This window comes from Agrobacterium sp. Azo12 (assembly GCF_029193765.2).
Taxonomy (GTDB): domain Bacteria; phylum Pseudomonadota; class Alphaproteobacteria; order Rhizobiales; family Rhizobiaceae; genus Agrobacterium.
This window is the reverse complement of record NZ_JARFYO020000001.1, coordinates 1,159,587-1,174,826: the sequence shown is the minus strand read 5'-3', so window position 1 is coordinate 1,174,826 and position 15,240 is coordinate 1,159,587. Positions and strand designations below refer to the sequence as shown.

Sequence of the window (15,240 nt, the reverse complement as noted above, 5' to 3'; positions counted from 1 at the left end):
AGTCGTCTTGGTCAATCGCAGGAATTGTGATTGCAAAAGTGTTTCCCCCCGGCTTTCCGGCGGGCAATAAACACAGTGCACAACGGCAAAATTGCGCAATATGGCCCTTTGAACTCAAACACACAGGCAAAACGAATTCACGTTTTTATGCAAAAACGGGGCACTACAGGCAGGATAATTCATTCAGGCGGAATATTGTTCCCCGACAAATCGCGTCAAGCGTCAGGCCTTGAGCAACTCCGGAACCATCACACCGCTGACCGAATCCTCGATGGTGGTGTTGAACAGGATGTTGCGGGTGCTGTCGGCAACGCGGGCAAATACGTGGCGAATTTCGCACTGGCTTTCGCCATCACAGTCCTCACATTGGCGGTACGCCGTCTGCGACAGACAGGGCAGCGGCGCAACGGGACCATCGATCAGACGTAGGATTTCGCCAAAAGTAATATCGTTGGCTGGGCGCAGCAGAAGATAACCACCCTGCTTGCCACGTCGGCTTTCGACGTAACCTTCGCGTTTCAGCTCAAGAAGGATTTGCTCCAGAAACTTTTTCGGAATGGCTCGTTTCTTGGCTATATCGGAAATCTGCACAGGACATGCGTCATCGCTTTGTGCCAATGCGGCCAGCGCCCTCAACGCATATTTCGCCTTCTGGGAAATCATAACAAAACCAAAAACACGCCACGCAAACAAATGTTCCCCCGCATTAGCGCAATTTCCGAAAGAATTCAAACCGATGACTGCCCTTCTTACGCGTGGGCACGTTTTGCTTAAGAATTGGCATGTGTGAGAGATATTTGCTCCCTAAAGCAAAGGCCAAAGACTCACATTTCTTACAAAGAGCGGCCTGAAGACCGATAATCGCCAAAATCGCAGATGGATGCCGATGATGACGATGCCTAAGCCTTTGCAGACCGATAAACCTCTCGACATTGTGTCGCTGGATGAAGCCCTTGCCTCACTGGATTTGGCCGGGAGGTTGTCGCTTGTGGCAGGGCTTGGCGGTCGTGCGGTGTTTACCACCAGCCTTGGCATTGAAGACCAGGTTATCATCGCTGCCATCGGCACCCACCGGCTGCCAATCGAAGTGGCAACGCTTGAAACCGGCCGTCTGTTTGCCGAAACCGTTACGCTGATTTCGGAAACCGAAGAACGCTACGACATCGCCATCCGTCGCTTTTATCCCGAACAGGACGACATCGACGCCTATGCCGCAAAGTACGGCCTGAACGGCTTTTACGAGAGCGTTGAAGCCCGCCATGCCTGCTGCCATGTCAGAAAGCTGAAGCCGCTGGCCAGAGCGCTGGAAGGTGCTTCTTTCTGGATTACCGGCCTGCGCCGTGGTCAGTCCGGCAACCGGGCGTCCACGCCCTTTGCCGAATATGATGCGGACAGAAACCTCATCAAAATCAACGCCCTTGCAGACTGGGACATTGATGCGATCCACGCCCATGTGACGAAGGAGAGCATTCCGGTGAACCCGTTGCACGGACGTGGTTATCCCTCGATCGGCTGCGAACCGTGTACACGCGCCATCAAGCCCGGTGAGCCTGAGCGCGCCGGACGCTGGTGGTGGGAAAACGACGAAAAGCGCGAGTGCGGCCTCCATGTTGCGGAAGCACCTCAAGCCTCTCTCCTCCCCTCATCATCCCAGCAGTAACCTTTTCTCAGAATTCAGAAATCCCGGAGTTTTTACATGTCCAGTGCCCTTCCGGAAACGGAAAGCAAAAGCCCGCTTGCACCCAAGCCGCCTCTTGATCCCCATCTGAAAGCCCTTGAAAACGAAGCCATTCACATTTTCCGTGAAGTTGCAGCCGAGTTCGAAAATCCTGTGATGCTGTATTCCATCGGCAAGGACTCGTCGGTCCTGCTGCATCTGGCGCGCAAGGCTTTTTTCCCTGGCCGCGTGCCGTTTCCGTTGTTGCACGTCAACACCGGTTGGAAGTTCAAGGAAATGATCGAGTTCCGTGACCGCATGGTCAAGGAATATGATCTCGACCTGATTTCCCACACCAACCCGCGTGGTGATGCAGAGAAGATTTCGCCGTTTACCCATGGTTCGCTTTACACCGACATCATGAAAACCGAAGCGCTGAAGCAGGCGCTGGATGCCGGCAAATTCGATGCTGCATTCGGTGGCGCACGCCGCGACGAAGAAGCAAGCCGCGCAAAGGAACGTATCTACTCGTTCCGCACGCCGGATCATCGCTGGGACCCGCGCAACCAGCGCCCGGAACTGTGGAACATCTATAACGGCATGATCAAGCGTGGCGAAAGCGTACGCGCCTTCCCGCTGTCCAACTGGACGGAAGTCGATATCTGGCGTTACATTCAGGCGGAAAACATTCCGCTGGTGCCACTCTATTACGCCAAGAAGCGCCCCTATGTTGAGCGCGATGGCATGATGATCCTGGCGGAAGATGAACGTCTGGAACTCCTGCCGGGCGAAGTGAAGCAGGAAGGTATGATCCGCTTCCGCACACTCGGCTGCTTCCCACTGACCGGCGCCATCCGCTCCACAGCGACGACGCTGACAGAAGTTATCGACGAGCTGGAAATTGCGACCGTTTCCGAACGGCAAGGCCGCGCCATTGATCGTGACCAGTCCGGCTCCATGGAAAAGAAGAAACGCGAAGGATATTTCTGATATGGCCTCCCATAACGAAACCACCTCCGCAACAATTCTGCCGTTTGCAGAACCGGTCAAGGCAGTGCGTGACACGCGCCCCTTGCGCCTGATTACCTGCGGCAGCGTGGATGATGGAAAATCGACTCTGATCGGCCGCCTGCTTTGGGACACCAAGGCTGTGAAGGAAGATCAGGCTGCAACGCTACGTCGTGACAGCGGCAAGCAGAACGACCTTGGTCTGCCGGACTTTGCATTGTTGCTGGATGGCCTTCAAGCCGAGCGCGAACAAGGCATCACTATCGATGTCGCCTATCGTTATTTCTCGACCGAAAAACGCGCCTTCATCGTCGCAGACACGCCCGGCCACGAGCAGTACACGCGCAACATGGCAACCGGCGCTTCGACCGCCGACCTTGCCATTCTGCTGATCGACGCCCGCGTCGGCATCCTTGAGCAAACCCGTCGTCACGCGACGATTGCTGCCCTGATGGGCATCAAGCAGTTCGTGTTGGCGATCAACAAGATCGACTTGACCAATTACGATAAGGCCGGCTTTGAGCTTATTGCCCATGACTTCCGCGAATTTGCGCTGTCGCTGGGTGTGAAACAGATTACCGCCATTCCTATGTCTGCGCTGAAGGGCGAAAACGTGGTGCTGAGCGGTCATGCCGCCATGCCATGGTATGATGGCCCGACTTTGGTCGAAACACTGGAACTGGCAACTGTCCGTTCCTCGCAAACTGTTGGTTTCCGTATGCCGGTCCAGCGCGTATCGCGTCCGGGCGAAAGCTTCCGTGGTTATCAGGGCACGATTGCCGGTGGCTCAGTCAAGCCGGGCGATTCCGTCGTCATTCTGCCGTCCGGTACGGTTGCCAACGTCAAGCAGATCGTGACGTTCGATCTGGTGCGCAACGCCGCCGTGGCTGGTGATGCAGTGACACTGGTGCTTGACCGGCAGGTCGACATTTCCCGTGGTGACGTCATCAGCTCAATTGACGGCCAGCCGCATGCCGGGCTTGCCTTTGATGCGCAACTGGTTGCCTTGCAACCCGGTGGCATTGAACCCAATAAACGTTACTGGCTGAAAAGCGGCAGTCGCCGCCAACGTGTAACAGTTGAGCCGGTCTCACAACTCGACCTCAAGAACGGCAAATGGCAAGAGCATTCGACCGCACTGGCAATGAATGCCATCGGCAAGGTGCATCTGGCGTTTGATGAGACAGCGATCTTTGATCCCTATGAACTGAACCGTGCGACCGGCTCGTTCATCCTGATCGACCCGGACACCAACAACACGGTTGCGGGTGGCATGATCGTGTCCAAGCGCAGCGATGTTAGCGCATTGGGTAGCAATGAACGGGTGATCCTATCACTGCCAGCAGATCTGGCTGAAAAGTTGCTGTCGAGCGAGCTGTTTGCGAACCGCCGTGATGACATTGACGTTCGCCGGACAAATGCAACTGCAGCCAACCGGATCATCAATGATCTGAGCTGAGGTTCCGCGTTCAACCAATGCAAAAGCCACCTTCCTCGGAAGGTGGCTTTTTGATTTTTGCCTGTTACGGCATACCGCGCTTGGTTTGGAGATCTTCAAGTATTCCTGCTAGTGCAGGAAGAACATCCAGATCAAAAGCACAACAACAAACGGTACGCCCATGGCCCACAGAAGCATTGCTCTTAACATGTTTCTACCTCCTTGCTTGTTCGAATAAATAACGACAGGGCGATGGAAAAGGTTCCAGAGCAGTTCAGAGACTTATTTCAAATTGATACAGGGCTGCGTAGACGCCGCGTGGTTTGCCGCTCGACAAACTGATAGTCGAGGCTGACGATTTTCTCCTCAACCTTTTTTCCTGCCGCCAGCGTCAGCAGCATGTCGGCAGCGCGGTAGCCCATCTCGAAACGCGGAATACGCACCGTCGTCAGCGGCGGTTCAGTAACGCTCGCAAAATCCAGGTCATTAAAACCGCAGATTCCGAAATCCTCGGGGATACGGATGCCGAGACGTTGGGCTTCAAAAATAACACCCAACGCCACATCATCGCTGTGACATAAAACGCCGTCGGCATCCGGCACCGCCTCGATGAATGCGCGCGCAAGGCGAGAGCCCAGCCTTGGGCTTGGCGGCGTATCCTCCCAGATCACCAGTTTTTCGTCGTATAGGCCAGCATCGCGCATCGCCTCGCAATAGCCCATCTGGCGCTGTCGGACGCGGAAATCATTGCCGCCACCGATCAGTGCGAAACGACGATAGCCCTGTGCCAGCATATGCCGTGTTGCGGCTCGTGCTGCACTCCGATGGTCAATCGCCACTGCAAATTCCGATAATGGAAAACTGACATCAACGGTTTGCACGATGGGGCATGCGGCCTCGCGCATGAGCGCTTCCATACTGCCGTGATCTTCTACCCCGGCCAGAATGATACCGGCCGGACGCTGCGCGGCAAACAGGCGGATCTTGGCAATTTCTTCGGCCAGATCATAATGGGTATTGGCATATTGAATGCTGTAATCACTGCCCCTCACCCGCTCCTCGATGCCACGCACCACACTCAGTACGGCAGCATGTGACAGGGATGGAACAAGCACGCCAATGAAACCACTGCTGCCACGCGCGAGGGCCCGCGCTGCGAGATCCGGAACGTAACCCATTTCCGCTACAATTTGCAGAATCATCTCACGCAACGTCTCGGAAACCTTGTCCGGCTCCCGCAATGCTCTTGAAACGGTTATTGCACTGACACCAGCTTTTTCTGCGACGTGCTGCAAGGTAATCTTTTCACGCGCCGTGCGTTTGTTGCGTAATGTCAATCATGCACCTCTGGAGAACGATCCCAGCTTAATTACCCTATTTTAACCGCATTTTCAAACTGCAACGTTGTAGATTGAATATTATCGGCCGGAAATTGAATCGCTTCTGTTCATAATATTTAAAAGAAAACGCATTACGTGCCACACCCCCATAAATGGGGGTACAGTATTAAATCATCATAAACCAAACCAAACACTGTATTGCACGCAAGTGATGGAAACTAGTTTTCGTCCCTTCAAAATATCGTAGAGTATTCGCAAACAATTTTACGGAAATGAACACGCATATGATTACCACAGATCATTTTTTCCACTCCGGCAATGCCCGCCTTGCTTTTGGTGAAGCTGGCGAAGGCGAACCGGTTATTCTGACCCATGGCTATACCTCCAGCACCGCCACCCAGTGGGGCAAAGATGGCGTATTAGACTCCTTGCCGAGCCAGTTTCGCGTCATCGCACTCGATAATCGCGGCCATGGCAACAGCCAAAGCCTGCATCGCCGCGAAGACTACGGCCGGGAAATGGCGCTGGATGTGTTGCGTCTGATGGATCATCTGAAGCTAGAACGCGCGCATATTCTAGCCTATTCGCTTGGTGCGCATATCGCCGCTCAAACACTGACTATCGCGCCCGAGCGTATGGCAAGCCTGACACTCGGCGGCGGGGTCGGACGCTGGAATTTTACGGCCGCAGAACTTCAGGCTATCTCTGACGAGGCGGATGAACTGGCCAATGGTGCAATGACCAAGCACATATTGCGCATGTGGACTGGTTCGCCCAAACCCGGCCCAGCGGAGGTTATCGAGATTTCGCGCCAAAGGCTCGCGGGCAAGGATGCACTGTCGCTTTCGGCCATCAAACGCTCGATGCCGGACCATATTGTGACCATCGAAGAGATGAAGGCAAGCATCGAAAGGACTTCTCTGCCGGTTCTCGGCATTATCGGTTCACTGGACTGGCAGGCGGAAGCCATGCGGAAACTCAAGAGCCGCATCCCGCAAATCGAGCATGTGGAAATTGACGGCGCCACTCACGGCAACGCTCCATCCCACCCGCTGTTTCGGCAAGCTGTCACGGACTTCCTCAAGCGTCATCCAATGGCATGACGGTTTGGTATCCACGATCTCAGTTTGCCGGTTGATCAGCGGAACAGTTGCGCGATATTTTCGGAGTTGGAGTTAGCAATCGACAGAGCCTGGATTGCTAACTGCTGCTGTGTCTGGAGCGCTTTCAATCGCGTCGAGACTTCGTTCATGTCGGCATCGACAAGCCGGCCGATGCCCTGACTGATAGACTGGGAAAGTCGGTTGGCGAATTCGCTCTGCATGTCGATACGCATGGAAAGCGCTCCAAGTGTCGCGGCGCTGTCAATCGCCTCGCGCAGCATGTGCTCAACGCCCTCAATGTATTTGTCGATCTTGAAACGGGTGGAGGTGACATCGATCTCGGCGAGGTCAAAATCCAGCGAGAATGGCAGGTTGGTGCGCACGTTTGAAACGTTGAACCTTGCTGCCCGGTTTCCGGCCTCGGGATACATCGCCGGATCTGCCATGAAGACAACAACGCCTGGATATTCCAGATCATTGGATATGACCGTGACGCCGGTACCTGCGGTTACATAGGCAAGCACAGTCGCCAGTTCGTGGCGGTCGCCAATATATCCATCTGTTGTGCCAAGGGCCGCATCAACAGTTGCCTTGTCTATGAGCATTGACTGCACGCCACCGCCATTGACCTCAACGTCAAAGCGGATTTCCGCAGTTGCCGAAACCGTGAAGCCTTCGGTGAAGCTAAGAGTGCCCTTGGGGAACATGTTGTCGTGATTGTTGGACGGCGCATCCTCGAGTCCCAGCGCAAAACCCGCTGGATGTCCCACCGCGAAACTGGAGGTTACCCCGACAATGTCCACGCTGGAACCATTATGCCCTGATGTTTCAAGCGAACCGATTTCGAAGCGGGTGGCAGAGTTACCGAAAGATGTATAAGCCGAAGGCCTTACAGCCCACAAGGGAACGCTGTTATCATCAAACACTTGCTGCAACACACGTGTCATGTCGTAGGCATTGTTGATGGTGCCGGTGGTCGTACCAAGGGCGTTATCGATCACGCTCTTGTCTATTCTCAAATTGTTGACCGTTACACCGGCGTCGGTGTCAAAGGCATCGATCAACACCGAAAACTCGATGAAGTCGGCGACATCAAACGTGGCAGGCCCTGTAAATTCGTGGGTTTCATGGCCGTTATGGGCAGAGGCATTCATGTTGGCATTGGCAAAACCGCCCATGTCGCTCACGCCGCCGAGATCTTTCTGCAGAATGCCGCCGCCGCCGGCATTAAGCATGCTGATGCTTTTCAGATCGACCTCTGTCGTCTTGACGGCAACCGAACCGTCGCTTGATCTGACGAAAGCGGAAACCACTGATGATGTCAGGCTGTCCGTTTCCATCAGATGGGTTGTCGCGCCGGTGTTCAGCCAGTTGGCACCGCTGAAGCTTGAAGACGCCACGATGCTCTCGGCCTGCGCATTCAACTGCGTCAACTCTTCCTGGATCTTGGAGCGGTCCAAGCCCTCTTCCTTCGCAGCCACCAGACGGGCCTTGAACTGTTTGAGCACATCAACAACCGAACTGGTTCCAGCATAGGCCGTATCAACCTTCGCAGCGCCAAGACCCAGAGCATCGCTGACGGCAGACAGCGCCATGTTGTCCGATCGCATGGTGGTCGCAATCGACCAGTAGGCAGCATTGTCAGACGCAGACGAAATACGCAGACCAGAAGAGGTCTCGTTCTGTGCTTGCCGAAGACTGGAATCGATGGCGCGCAACGTCTGGAGTGCAGACATCGCTCCAACGTTCGTAAGAATGCTGGTCATAATAGCTCATGGGAAAATTGTGAGATGCTCGTCATGAGCTATGAGAGGTTGCATGCAATACAACCGAACATGGTTAACAACTCGTTAACCAGGGCGCCAAGAGGTTAAAATGGTGATAATTTTTACGCTATTGGCGGCATCAAACACTGTGGTTGAACAAGAGCGCAACCGACCGACACCAGTCGGGCATCAAGCCATGAGTTATTAATCTGGGGAAAGCAAAAAGAGCGTTTTCAAACTGTGCGCAGAGGCGAAAAAGAACACGCAAACCCGCTGAAGTCGCAGGTCAAAATATTTGATTTTATGGGATAATATGGTCGGAGTGGAGAGATTCGAACTCCCGACCCTCTGGTCCCAAACCAGATGCGCTACCAGACTGCGCTACACTCCGTTACCTGCGGCACTCTATAGACCAGCCTAAAACGTTCCACAAGCGGACAACGCAGCTTTTGTGTAAATTTTATGATGGTTCTTTTCTTATTTCGTTTGGGCTTGCGCATCTGCAATTTTCAGCCGGGTGCAAACGTTACAAAAAAGCAATTCCGTCAATAAATCGCACATCAGCACTCGCAAAACACTCCATTCGACGCAACAAATCTGCTAGGCGACGCACATACACGGCAATCAGCCGGACAAAATTCAAAAGGATCTCGACCATGCGATTTCGCAGCGTAATGCTGGCAGGGCTGGCTGTTGCCCTCACCGCCTGCACCACAACGTCACTGCCAGCAACAAACCCAATCGAAAGCCGCTGGAAGGGACAGTCCGCAGGCGTATTTTTCGCAAAATACGGCCCGCCGATCAGCGACACGGCATCTGGCAGCGAAACGCTTTACACATGGCGCGGCGGATACAAGAACACACGCGTTCCTGCGCAGTTTGAGCAGACCAAGGACGGCAAGCGCGGCAAACAGACTGCACCAGCCCGCACGCTCTACCTCTCGTGCACAGTGCAGATCACAGCTTCAGAAGATTACACGATCCGCTCGATCCGCCCGGTTGCCGACCGCCCAGGCGTGAACGGCCCAAGCTACTGCGCAGAATTCCTGACTGCTGAGTAATACATACAACGACCAATACGGCCCCGCAGTAACGTCGGGGCCGTAATGTTATTGACGCTGCCAGACCGATTGATCAGCAGACTTCAAACGCAAAATCATCTTGAAAAATGTGGCTGGGGCGCCAGGATTCGAACCTGGGAATGCCGGTACCAAAAACCGGTGCCTTACCGCTTGGCGACGCCCCAACAAAACAGCAGGGCGAAGCGCTGCTATTCGAGTGGCGCCTGATTAGCAAAGCATAAGGGCAGCGGCAATCATTAAGTTTGCAGAACTGCAATATTTCTTGTTAGGACCGGACTATCTTCATGGTAGTTCATAAAGCAACCGATATTGCCGATCATTTTGCTTGAAAGTGCACATGAGCAAATACAGCGCACGTCCCCCAGCCACGCCAACCACACTGCTCGATGACGATGTCGTGCGGATTATCCGTTGGGACTTTGAGCCAGGTGCCGATACCGGCCATCATACCCATGGGCTTGGTTATGTCGTTGTGCCGATGACTGATTGCCATTTCCTGATCGAGGATGAAAATGGCAGTCGTCGCGTCGACACACCGCGCGGCATGCCGTATCGGCGGGAGGCAGGCGTTTCGCACAATGTCGTCAATGCTGGTGACGAGCCGATGTCATTTATCGAAATCGAATACAAATAAGGGCGTTAGCCAGACAGATGTCAGACCCGGAATTCAGCCGCGAATTTCTGCCCGCCTATGGTACAGCCGTTCCGGTCAGCGATCATGTCCAGCGGATTACCGTCAACAACCCTTCGCCGTTCACCTTTCACGGCACCAACAGTTACATCGTTGGTAACCGCTCAGTGGCCGTCATTGATCCCGGCCCGGAAGATGACGCGCATTTCCAAGCTCTGATGGACGCCCTGAAAGGTCGGGAAGTCAGCCATATTTTTGTCAGCCATACACATCGCGATCACTCGCCGCTTGCTGCCCGGTTGAAAGATGCCACCGGTGCCATCGTCGTGGCTGAAGGTCCACACCGGTCCGCACGTCCGCTGCATGCCGATGAACGCAACCCGTTTTCAGAAAGCTCCGACTACGCCTTCGCGCCGGATATCGCCATTGGCGACAATGAGAGCATAGCAGGTGATGGCTGGACGTTGACGGCGCTGCACACACCCGGCCATACCGCAAACCATGCGTCCTTCGCGCTTGACGGTACCGGCATCGTATTTTCCGCCGACCATGTCATGGCATGGGCAACCACCATTGTGGCACCACCGGATGGCGCGATGAGCGACTATATGGCTTCACTGGAAAAGCTGCTGGAGCGAGACGACAGGCTGTTCCTGCCCGGTCATGGCGGCCCGGTGAAAGACCCCTCCTCTTTTATGCGCGGATTGAGGACCCATCGCCGTATGCGCGAACGGGCCGTTCTGGAGCGGATAAAAGCTGGCGACCGCAGGATACCCGACATGGTCAAGGTTATCTACCAAAGCACCGATCCGCGTCTGCACGGCGCTGCAGCACTTTCGGTTCTGGCGCATCTGGAAGACCTGCTTGAAAAGGGGCGCGTTCAAACCGATGGCCCGCCATCGTTGTCAGGGCATTATTTCCCGACGTAAGGCTTAAGGGATCAGTCCCCTACGCCGAGCATCTCAGCATCCAGCGCCAGCAGATAGGCTTCCGCCAGACTGGCGCTTGTCCCGAGATCATGCGGCCCGAAACGTGAGGCAACGCGAATATCGACCAGCGTCGTTTCCGTTTCTTCCCGCAGCCGCAACAGGACATCAAAACGCGCACCGAGGATGAAGGAGCGTGTCGCGCCCTGCACCAGCACATCGCCGCCCGTCCCAAACATTGGTCGCGGTGCATCCGCCGGTCTCGACAGCGGTACCGGCACATTTGCCGGTGGCTCGTCATTCAAGGTCTCACCCGATGGGTTTTCTTCCGGCGCGGGTAACGCTTCCGGCTGGTCAGGAATGGCGCCTGCAAGCCCGCGTGTCTCGGTGATACGGATGCCTTGCGCCGTCGCGACTTTACGTGCCGCCTGATAGATACGGTCCACCGCGCCTTCATAACGCCGCCCGGTCAAACCGGGATAGGCTTCAGCCTGTTCCGCCCTCGTTTCGGCTGTGATTGGCGGACGAGTAAACCATTGCTGGTTGGCCGTGGGCACCTCGATCCATTCAGGGATATCAGTGGTATCGGTCGAGACATCGTAAAGAACAGGGTTTTGCCAATAGAGAAAACCTGCCCAAATCGCGACGCCCAAAGGCAGAGCTGATAGCAGGATGGCTTTGAAGGCAGATCGACCGCCCTTTGCCCCTGTCATCCACAGCCGATAAAGACCAAAAAATGCCAGAAGTACTGCGACAAGCGCCAGGCCTGCCGAAATCAGCACGAGGCTGACAAAGTCTGGCATGGTGAGTGGCCCGAACCGAAACAGCGGCACGGCAAATACAAATAGGCACAGTGCGACAAGGCCGAAATAACGCGAGGCAGCGGCAGCACGGGAAACAGGTCGAACGAAGCGCACAGCCATGGAAACAGCCACCCGGATATTTTTCAGTCGTTATATGAAGCCTACCATCCGGCGACGGATGGTTAGACCAATGGCCCAAGAATCACCATCTGCCAGTAAATAGACCGGATTCGCCTTGCGGCAAACGTGACGACAAAAGAAATTCTTCCGAAAGCGATCAAACGGGCGTATCAGTCGAACCAGATGCCATTCTATTCGTTGTAGAAAATGTGCATCACGGCCATTCGGCATTGGAGGTGTTCAGATGCGTATTTTCTCTCTCATCGGCTTGTTTTGCGCGGCAGTGACGTTGGCGTCCTGCCAAACGATGACACCGGAAGAGCGGCGTGCTGCCGACGAGGCGACCTGCCGCGGTTATGGTTTCAAGGTTGGAACAGATGCCATGGCCAGATGCCTGCTCGATATCGATCTGGACCGCCGTGCAGAAGCACGCAGCTGGCAACAACGGCAGAACGACATGTTCTTCCGCCAGCCGGTGGTTATTGAACGTCGGGTGATCGTGCAGAAATCCTCTTAAGGGAAACGCCAGTCAGCCGGACAATGCCCTCGCCGCTATAGTAGCCTGCGCGGCGGCCAGCCGTGCAATCGGCACACGGAACGGTGAACAGGACACATAATCCAGCCCCGCATCTTCGCAGAAATGGATCGATGCCGGGTCGCCACCATGCTCGCCACAGATGCCGAGCTTGAGGTCGCTTTTGGTCTGCCTGCCGCGCTCAGCGGCTATGCGGATCAATTCGCCAACCCCGTCAAAATCGAGCGAAATGAACGGATCACGCTCGATGATACCCTTGCGCTGATAGGTCGTGATGAACCGCGCCGCATCGTCACGCGAAATACCAAATGTCGTCTGCGTCAAGTCATTGGTACCGAACGAGAAAAACTCGGCCGCTTCGGCAATGATGTGGGCGCGCAAGGCAGCACGCGGCAGTTCGATCATCGTGCCGGTGAGATAATCGATTTTCACACCGGTTTCTTCCGCCACGCAGGCAGCGATGCGATCGATGCAGGCACGCACATAATCAAGTTCTGAGCGCAAGCCAACCAGTGGCACCATGATTTCCGGCACCACAGGTGCGCCAGTTTCCTTGGCGGCGGCAACGGCCGCTTCAAAGATCGCCCGCGCCTGCATTTCGGCAATTTCCGGATAGGAAATGGCAAGGCGGCACCCGCGATGGCCGAGCATCGGGTTAAACTCGTGCAAAGCATCCAGCCGTTGACGGAATACGGTTTGCGGCATGCCCATGGCCGCCGCAACCTCAACGATTTCGCCATCGGTCTTTGGCAGGAATTCGTGCAAGGGCGGGTCCAGCAAACGGATGGTCACCGGCAGGCCATGCATGATCTTGAAGATTTCTGTAAAGTCGGACCGCTGCATGGGCAACAGCCGGTCAAGTGCAACCCGCCTGCCCTCTTCACTGTCGGCAAGTATCATTTCCCGCATGGAATGAATGCGGTCTTCCTCAAAGAACATGTGCTCGGTACGACAAAGGCCAATGCCTTCCGCACCGAAGGCGCGGGCAGCACGTGCATCCTGCGGCGTATCGGCATTGGTACGAACGGTCATGCGGCGTGCTTCATCCGCCCAGGACATCAGGCGGGCAAAATCACCCGACAACTCAGGCTGTACCATCGGCACCTCACCGCGCAATACCTGCCCGGAGGAACCGTCAATGGTGATGATGTCACCCTTTTTGAGCACACAGCCCAGCCCGACCAGCGTGTTGTTGCGCAAATCAACACGCATGGAACCGGCACCGGAAACACAGGGAATCCCCATACCGCGTGCAACAACGGCCGCGTGGCTGGTCATGCCGCCGCGTGTCGTCAGGATACCACCTGCGGCATGCATGCCGTGAATATCTTCAGGACTGGTTTCCATACGCACGAGAATGACGCTGCGACCTTCCGCATCCGCAGCAACGGCTGCCTCTGCGGTAAAGACGATTTCACCGGTGGCAGCTCCAGGGGAGGCAGGTAGACCGGAGCCGATGACAGGACGCTGCGAGCGCGGGTCAATCGTCGGGTGTAAAAGCTGGTCCAACGACGAGGGCTCAATGCGGGATACTGCTTCATGACGGGAGATCAGCCCTTCATCCACCATATCGACCGCAATTTTGAGCGCTGCGCGTGTTGTCCGTTTGCCGGCGCGGGTCTGCAGCATCCAAAGCTTGCCACGCTCAATGGTAAACTCCATGTCCTGCAAATCGCAGTAATGCCGCTCGAGGTCGCCGCAGATGCCGGCGAATTCTTCGAACGCTTCCGGCATCAGTTTTTCCATGGACGGCTTGTCCGAGCCGGATGCAATACGGCCTTCTTCGGTAATTGATTGCGGTGTGCGAATGCCGGACACGACATCTTCGCCCTGCGCATTGACCAGAAACTCGCCGTAAAGGGCTTTTTCTCCGGTTGATGGATTGCGCGTGAAAGCAACGCCGGTTGCCGAGGTAGAGCCAAGGTTGCCGAACACCATCGCCTGGACGTTGACCGCGGTTCCCCAAGCTGCCGGAATGTTGTGAAGCTGTCGGTAGGTGACGGCACGCGGGTTCATCCAGCTGGCAAAAACAGCCTTGATGGCGCCCCATAACTGCACTTCAGTGTTCTGCGGGAATACCTCGTCCAGTTCATCTTCAATGATCTGTTTGTAGAGCGTGACGATGTGCTGCCATTCGACGGCGGAAAGCTCGGTGTCATATTCATAACCGAGGCGTGCCTTTTCATCTTCCAGCACCTCCTCGAAAACCTCGTGGTCGAGGCCCATGACCACATCGGCATACATCTGGATAAAGCGGCGATAGCTGTCCCAGGCAAAACGTGCGTCGCCAGCATCGTGGCCCAGCGCCTCCACGGTTTGATCATTGAGGCCGAGATTGAGGACAGTGTCCATCATGCCGGGCATCGAGACTTTTGCGCCGGACCGAACTGAAAGCAGCAAGGGTTGCGAACCGCAGCCGAATTTACGACCCGACATGGCCTCCATGTCGGCAATACCTGTCATGACTTGTTGTTTCAGATCGTCAGGCAGATCGCGGCCGTTGACGTGGTACCAGCCACATGCTTCGCTGATGATGGTCAGGCCAGGTGGCACAGGCAGACCAAGACTTGCCATTTCGGCAAGATTCGCCCCTTTGCCGCCAAGGATCTCGACGTCACTCGCCCTGCCTTCGGCTGCCCCGTTGCCAAAGGTGTAGACCCATTTTTTCATCAACGCTCTCCACCCAGAAGCGGTCTTGTTTTTCAAATCTTTATAGCATCATCCGGCTATTTAAAATCGATACCGTATAACTGCTTCGGCGCAGTGCAACAGAAATGAGGCGATTGCATGCTTTGCCTCTCAGGATCACGAATTTTCCGTAAACGGTTGAC

General features: G+C 55.3%; 12 protein-coding genes, 2 tRNA genes and 2 pseudogenes. 8 read left to right on the top strand and 8 right to left on the bottom strand.

Annotation, left to right across the window (positions count from 1 at the left end; genetic code table 11):
- Nucleotides 1-222: 222 nt before the first annotated feature.
- Complete coding sequence (locus tag PYL13_RS05340; protein ID WP_250983139.1) at nucleotides 223-663, bottom strand: RrF2 family transcriptional regulator; 441 nt, start codon at nucleotides 661-663, stop codon at nucleotides 223-225.
- Between the two features lie 226 nt (nucleotides 664-889).
- Between PYL13_RS05340 and PYL13_RS05335 the strand changes: the two genes are divergently transcribed.
- The 3 genes from PYL13_RS05335 to cysN are packed head-to-tail and all read left to right on the top strand — an operon-like array spanning nucleotide 890 to nucleotide 4,124.
- Nucleotides 890-1,660 (top strand): phosphoadenylyl-sulfate reductase, encoded by a 771-nt coding sequence (locus PYL13_RS05335; RefSeq protein WP_259145914.1) that lies wholly within the window; start codon nucleotides 890-892, stop codon nucleotides 1,658-1,660.
- A gap of 36 nt (nucleotides 1,661-1,696) precedes the next feature.
- Complete coding sequence (cysD, locus tag PYL13_RS05330; RefSeq protein WP_250983140.1) at nucleotides 1,697-2,647, top strand: sulfate adenylyltransferase subunit CysD; 951 nt, start codon at nucleotides 1,697-1,699, stop codon at nucleotides 2,645-2,647.
- Between the two features lies 1 nt (nucleotide 2,648).
- The gene (cysN, locus tag PYL13_RS05325; protein ID WP_259145662.1) at nucleotides 2,649-4,124 is read left to right on the top strand and encodes a sulfate adenylyltransferase subunit CysN; all 1,476 of its coding nucleotides are present in this window, start codon (nucleotides 2,649-2,651) and stop codon (nucleotides 4,122-4,124) included.
- Nucleotides 4,125-4,390: 266 nt separating this feature from the next.
- On the opposite strand, the gene PYL13_RS05320 is transcribed toward cysN, so the two are convergent.
- Nucleotides 4,391-5,440 (bottom strand): LacI family DNA-binding transcriptional regulator, encoded by a 1,050-nt coding sequence (locus PYL13_RS05320; RefSeq protein WP_259145663.1) that lies wholly within the window; start codon nucleotides 5,438-5,440, stop codon nucleotides 4,391-4,393.
- Between the two features lie 287 nt (nucleotides 5,441-5,727).
- On the opposite strand from PYL13_RS05320, the gene PYL13_RS05315 reads away from it, so the two are divergent.
- Complete coding sequence (locus PYL13_RS05315; RefSeq protein ID WP_275640671.1) at nucleotides 5,728-6,546, top strand: alpha/beta fold hydrolase; 819 nt, start codon at nucleotides 5,728-5,730, stop codon at nucleotides 6,544-6,546.
- A 35-nt stretch (nucleotides 6,547-6,581) separates the two neighbouring features.
- On the opposite strand, the pseudogene PYL13_RS27040 reads toward PYL13_RS05315, so the two are convergent.
- From PYL13_RS27040 to PYL13_RS05305, 3 genes and pseudogenes are all read right to left on the bottom strand, one after another.
- Nucleotides 6,582-6,884: pseudogene (locus PYL13_RS27040) on the bottom strand (flagellin); the annotation flags it as partial.
- Between the two features lie 1,032 nt (nucleotides 6,885-7,916).
- A pseudogene (locus PYL13_RS27035) lies at nucleotides 7,917-8,312 on the bottom strand (flagellin N-terminal helical domain-containing protein); the annotation flags it as partial.
- Between the two features lie 314 nt (nucleotides 8,313-8,626).
- Nucleotides 8,627-8,703: transfer RNA gene (locus PYL13_RS05305), tRNA-Pro, on the bottom strand.
- 265 nt (nucleotides 8,704-8,968) lie between these two features.
- On the opposite strand from PYL13_RS05305, the gene PYL13_RS05300 reads away from it, so the two are divergent.
- Entirely contained in the window at nucleotides 8,969-9,373 is a 405-nt protein-coding gene (locus PYL13_RS05300; RefSeq protein WP_192487209.1) for a hypothetical protein, read from the top strand.
- Between the two features lie 110 nt (nucleotides 9,374-9,483).
- Here PYL13_RS05300 and PYL13_RS05295 read toward each other — a convergent pair.
- Nucleotides 9,484-9,558 (bottom strand) — tRNA-Gln (locus PYL13_RS05295).
- Nucleotides 9,559-9,731: 173 nt separating this feature from the next.
- On the opposite strand from PYL13_RS05295, the gene PYL13_RS05290 reads away from it, so the two are divergent.
- Both PYL13_RS05290 and PYL13_RS05285 read left to right on the top strand, forming a co-directional pair.
- Nucleotides 9,732-10,028 carry a cupin gene (locus tag PYL13_RS05290; RefSeq protein ID WP_250983146.1) on the top strand — a complete coding sequence of 99 codons (297 nt, stop codon included), beginning with the start codon at nucleotides 9,732-9,734 and terminating at the stop codon, nucleotides 10,026-10,028.
- 17 nt (nucleotides 10,029-10,045) lie between these two features.
- A complete protein-coding gene (locus PYL13_RS05285; protein ID WP_250983147.1) occupies nucleotides 10,046-10,954 on the top strand; it encodes an MBL fold metallo-hydrolase in 909 nt (302 codons plus the stop codon).
- Nucleotides 10,955-10,965: 11 nt separating this feature from the next.
- Here the strand turns inward: PYL13_RS05285 and PYL13_RS05280 are convergent, their stop codons facing one another.
- Nucleotides 10,966-11,874: a DUF1499 domain-containing protein gene (locus tag PYL13_RS05280; protein WP_275640669.1), complete on the bottom strand. Its 909-nt coding sequence runs from the start codon at nucleotides 11,872-11,874 to the stop codon at nucleotides 10,966-10,968.
- 244 nt (nucleotides 11,875-12,118) lie between these two features.
- On the opposite strand from PYL13_RS05280, the gene PYL13_RS05275 reads away from it, so the two are divergent.
- The gene (locus PYL13_RS05275; protein WP_250983149.1) at nucleotides 12,119-12,391 is read left to right on the top strand and encodes a hypothetical protein; all 273 of its coding nucleotides are present in this window, start codon (nucleotides 12,119-12,121) and stop codon (nucleotides 12,389-12,391) included.
- A 12-nt stretch (nucleotides 12,392-12,403) separates the two neighbouring features.
- Here the strand turns inward: PYL13_RS05275 and ppdK are convergent, their stop codons facing one another.
- A complete protein-coding gene (gene ppdK, locus PYL13_RS05270) occupies nucleotides 12,404-15,079 on the bottom strand; it encodes a pyruvate, phosphate dikinase (protein WP_275640668.1) in 2,676 nt (891 codons plus the stop codon).
- Nucleotides 15,080-15,240: the final 161 nt, after the last annotated feature.

Excerpts from the sequence above, each read along its gene's own strand:
- PYL13_RS05340 (WP_250983139.1), bottom strand. The coding sequence starts at position 663 with ATGATTTCCCAGAAGGCGAAATATGCGTTGAGGGCGCTGGCCGCATTG.
- PYL13_RS05335 (WP_259145914.1), top strand. The coding sequence starts at position 890 with ATGACGATGCCTAAGCCTTTGCAGACCGATAAACCTCTCGACATTGTG.
- cysD (WP_250983140.1), top strand. The coding sequence starts at position 1,697 with ATGTCCAGTGCCCTTCCGGAAACGGAAAGCAAAAGCCCGCTTGCACCC.
- cysN (WP_259145662.1), top strand. The coding sequence starts at position 2,649 with ATGGCCTCCCATAACGAAACCACCTCCGCAACAATTCTGCCGTTTGCA.
- PYL13_RS05315 (WP_275640671.1), top strand. The coding sequence starts at position 5,728 with ATGATTACCACAGATCATTTTTTCCACTCCGGCAATGCCCGCCTTGCT.
- PYL13_RS05300 (WP_192487209.1), top strand. The coding sequence starts at position 8,969 with ATGCGATTTCGCAGCGTAATGCTGGCAGGGCTGGCTGTTGCCCTCACC.
- PYL13_RS05290 (WP_250983146.1), top strand. The coding sequence starts at position 9,732 with ATGAGCAAATACAGCGCACGTCCCCCAGCCACGCCAACCACACTGCTC.
- PYL13_RS05285 (WP_250983147.1), top strand. The coding sequence starts at position 10,046 with ATGTCAGACCCGGAATTCAGCCGCGAATTTCTGCCCGCCTATGGTACA.
- PYL13_RS05280 (WP_275640669.1), bottom strand. The coding sequence starts at position 11,874 with ATGGCTGTGCGCTTCGTTCGACCTGTTTCCCGTGCTGCCGCTGCCTCG.
- PYL13_RS05275 (WP_250983149.1), top strand. The coding sequence starts at position 12,119 with ATGCGTATTTTCTCTCTCATCGGCTTGTTTTGCGCGGCAGTGACGTTG.
- ppdK (WP_275640668.1), bottom strand. The coding sequence starts at position 15,079 with ATGAAAAAATGGGTCTACACCTTTGGCAACGGGGCAGCCGAAGGCAGG.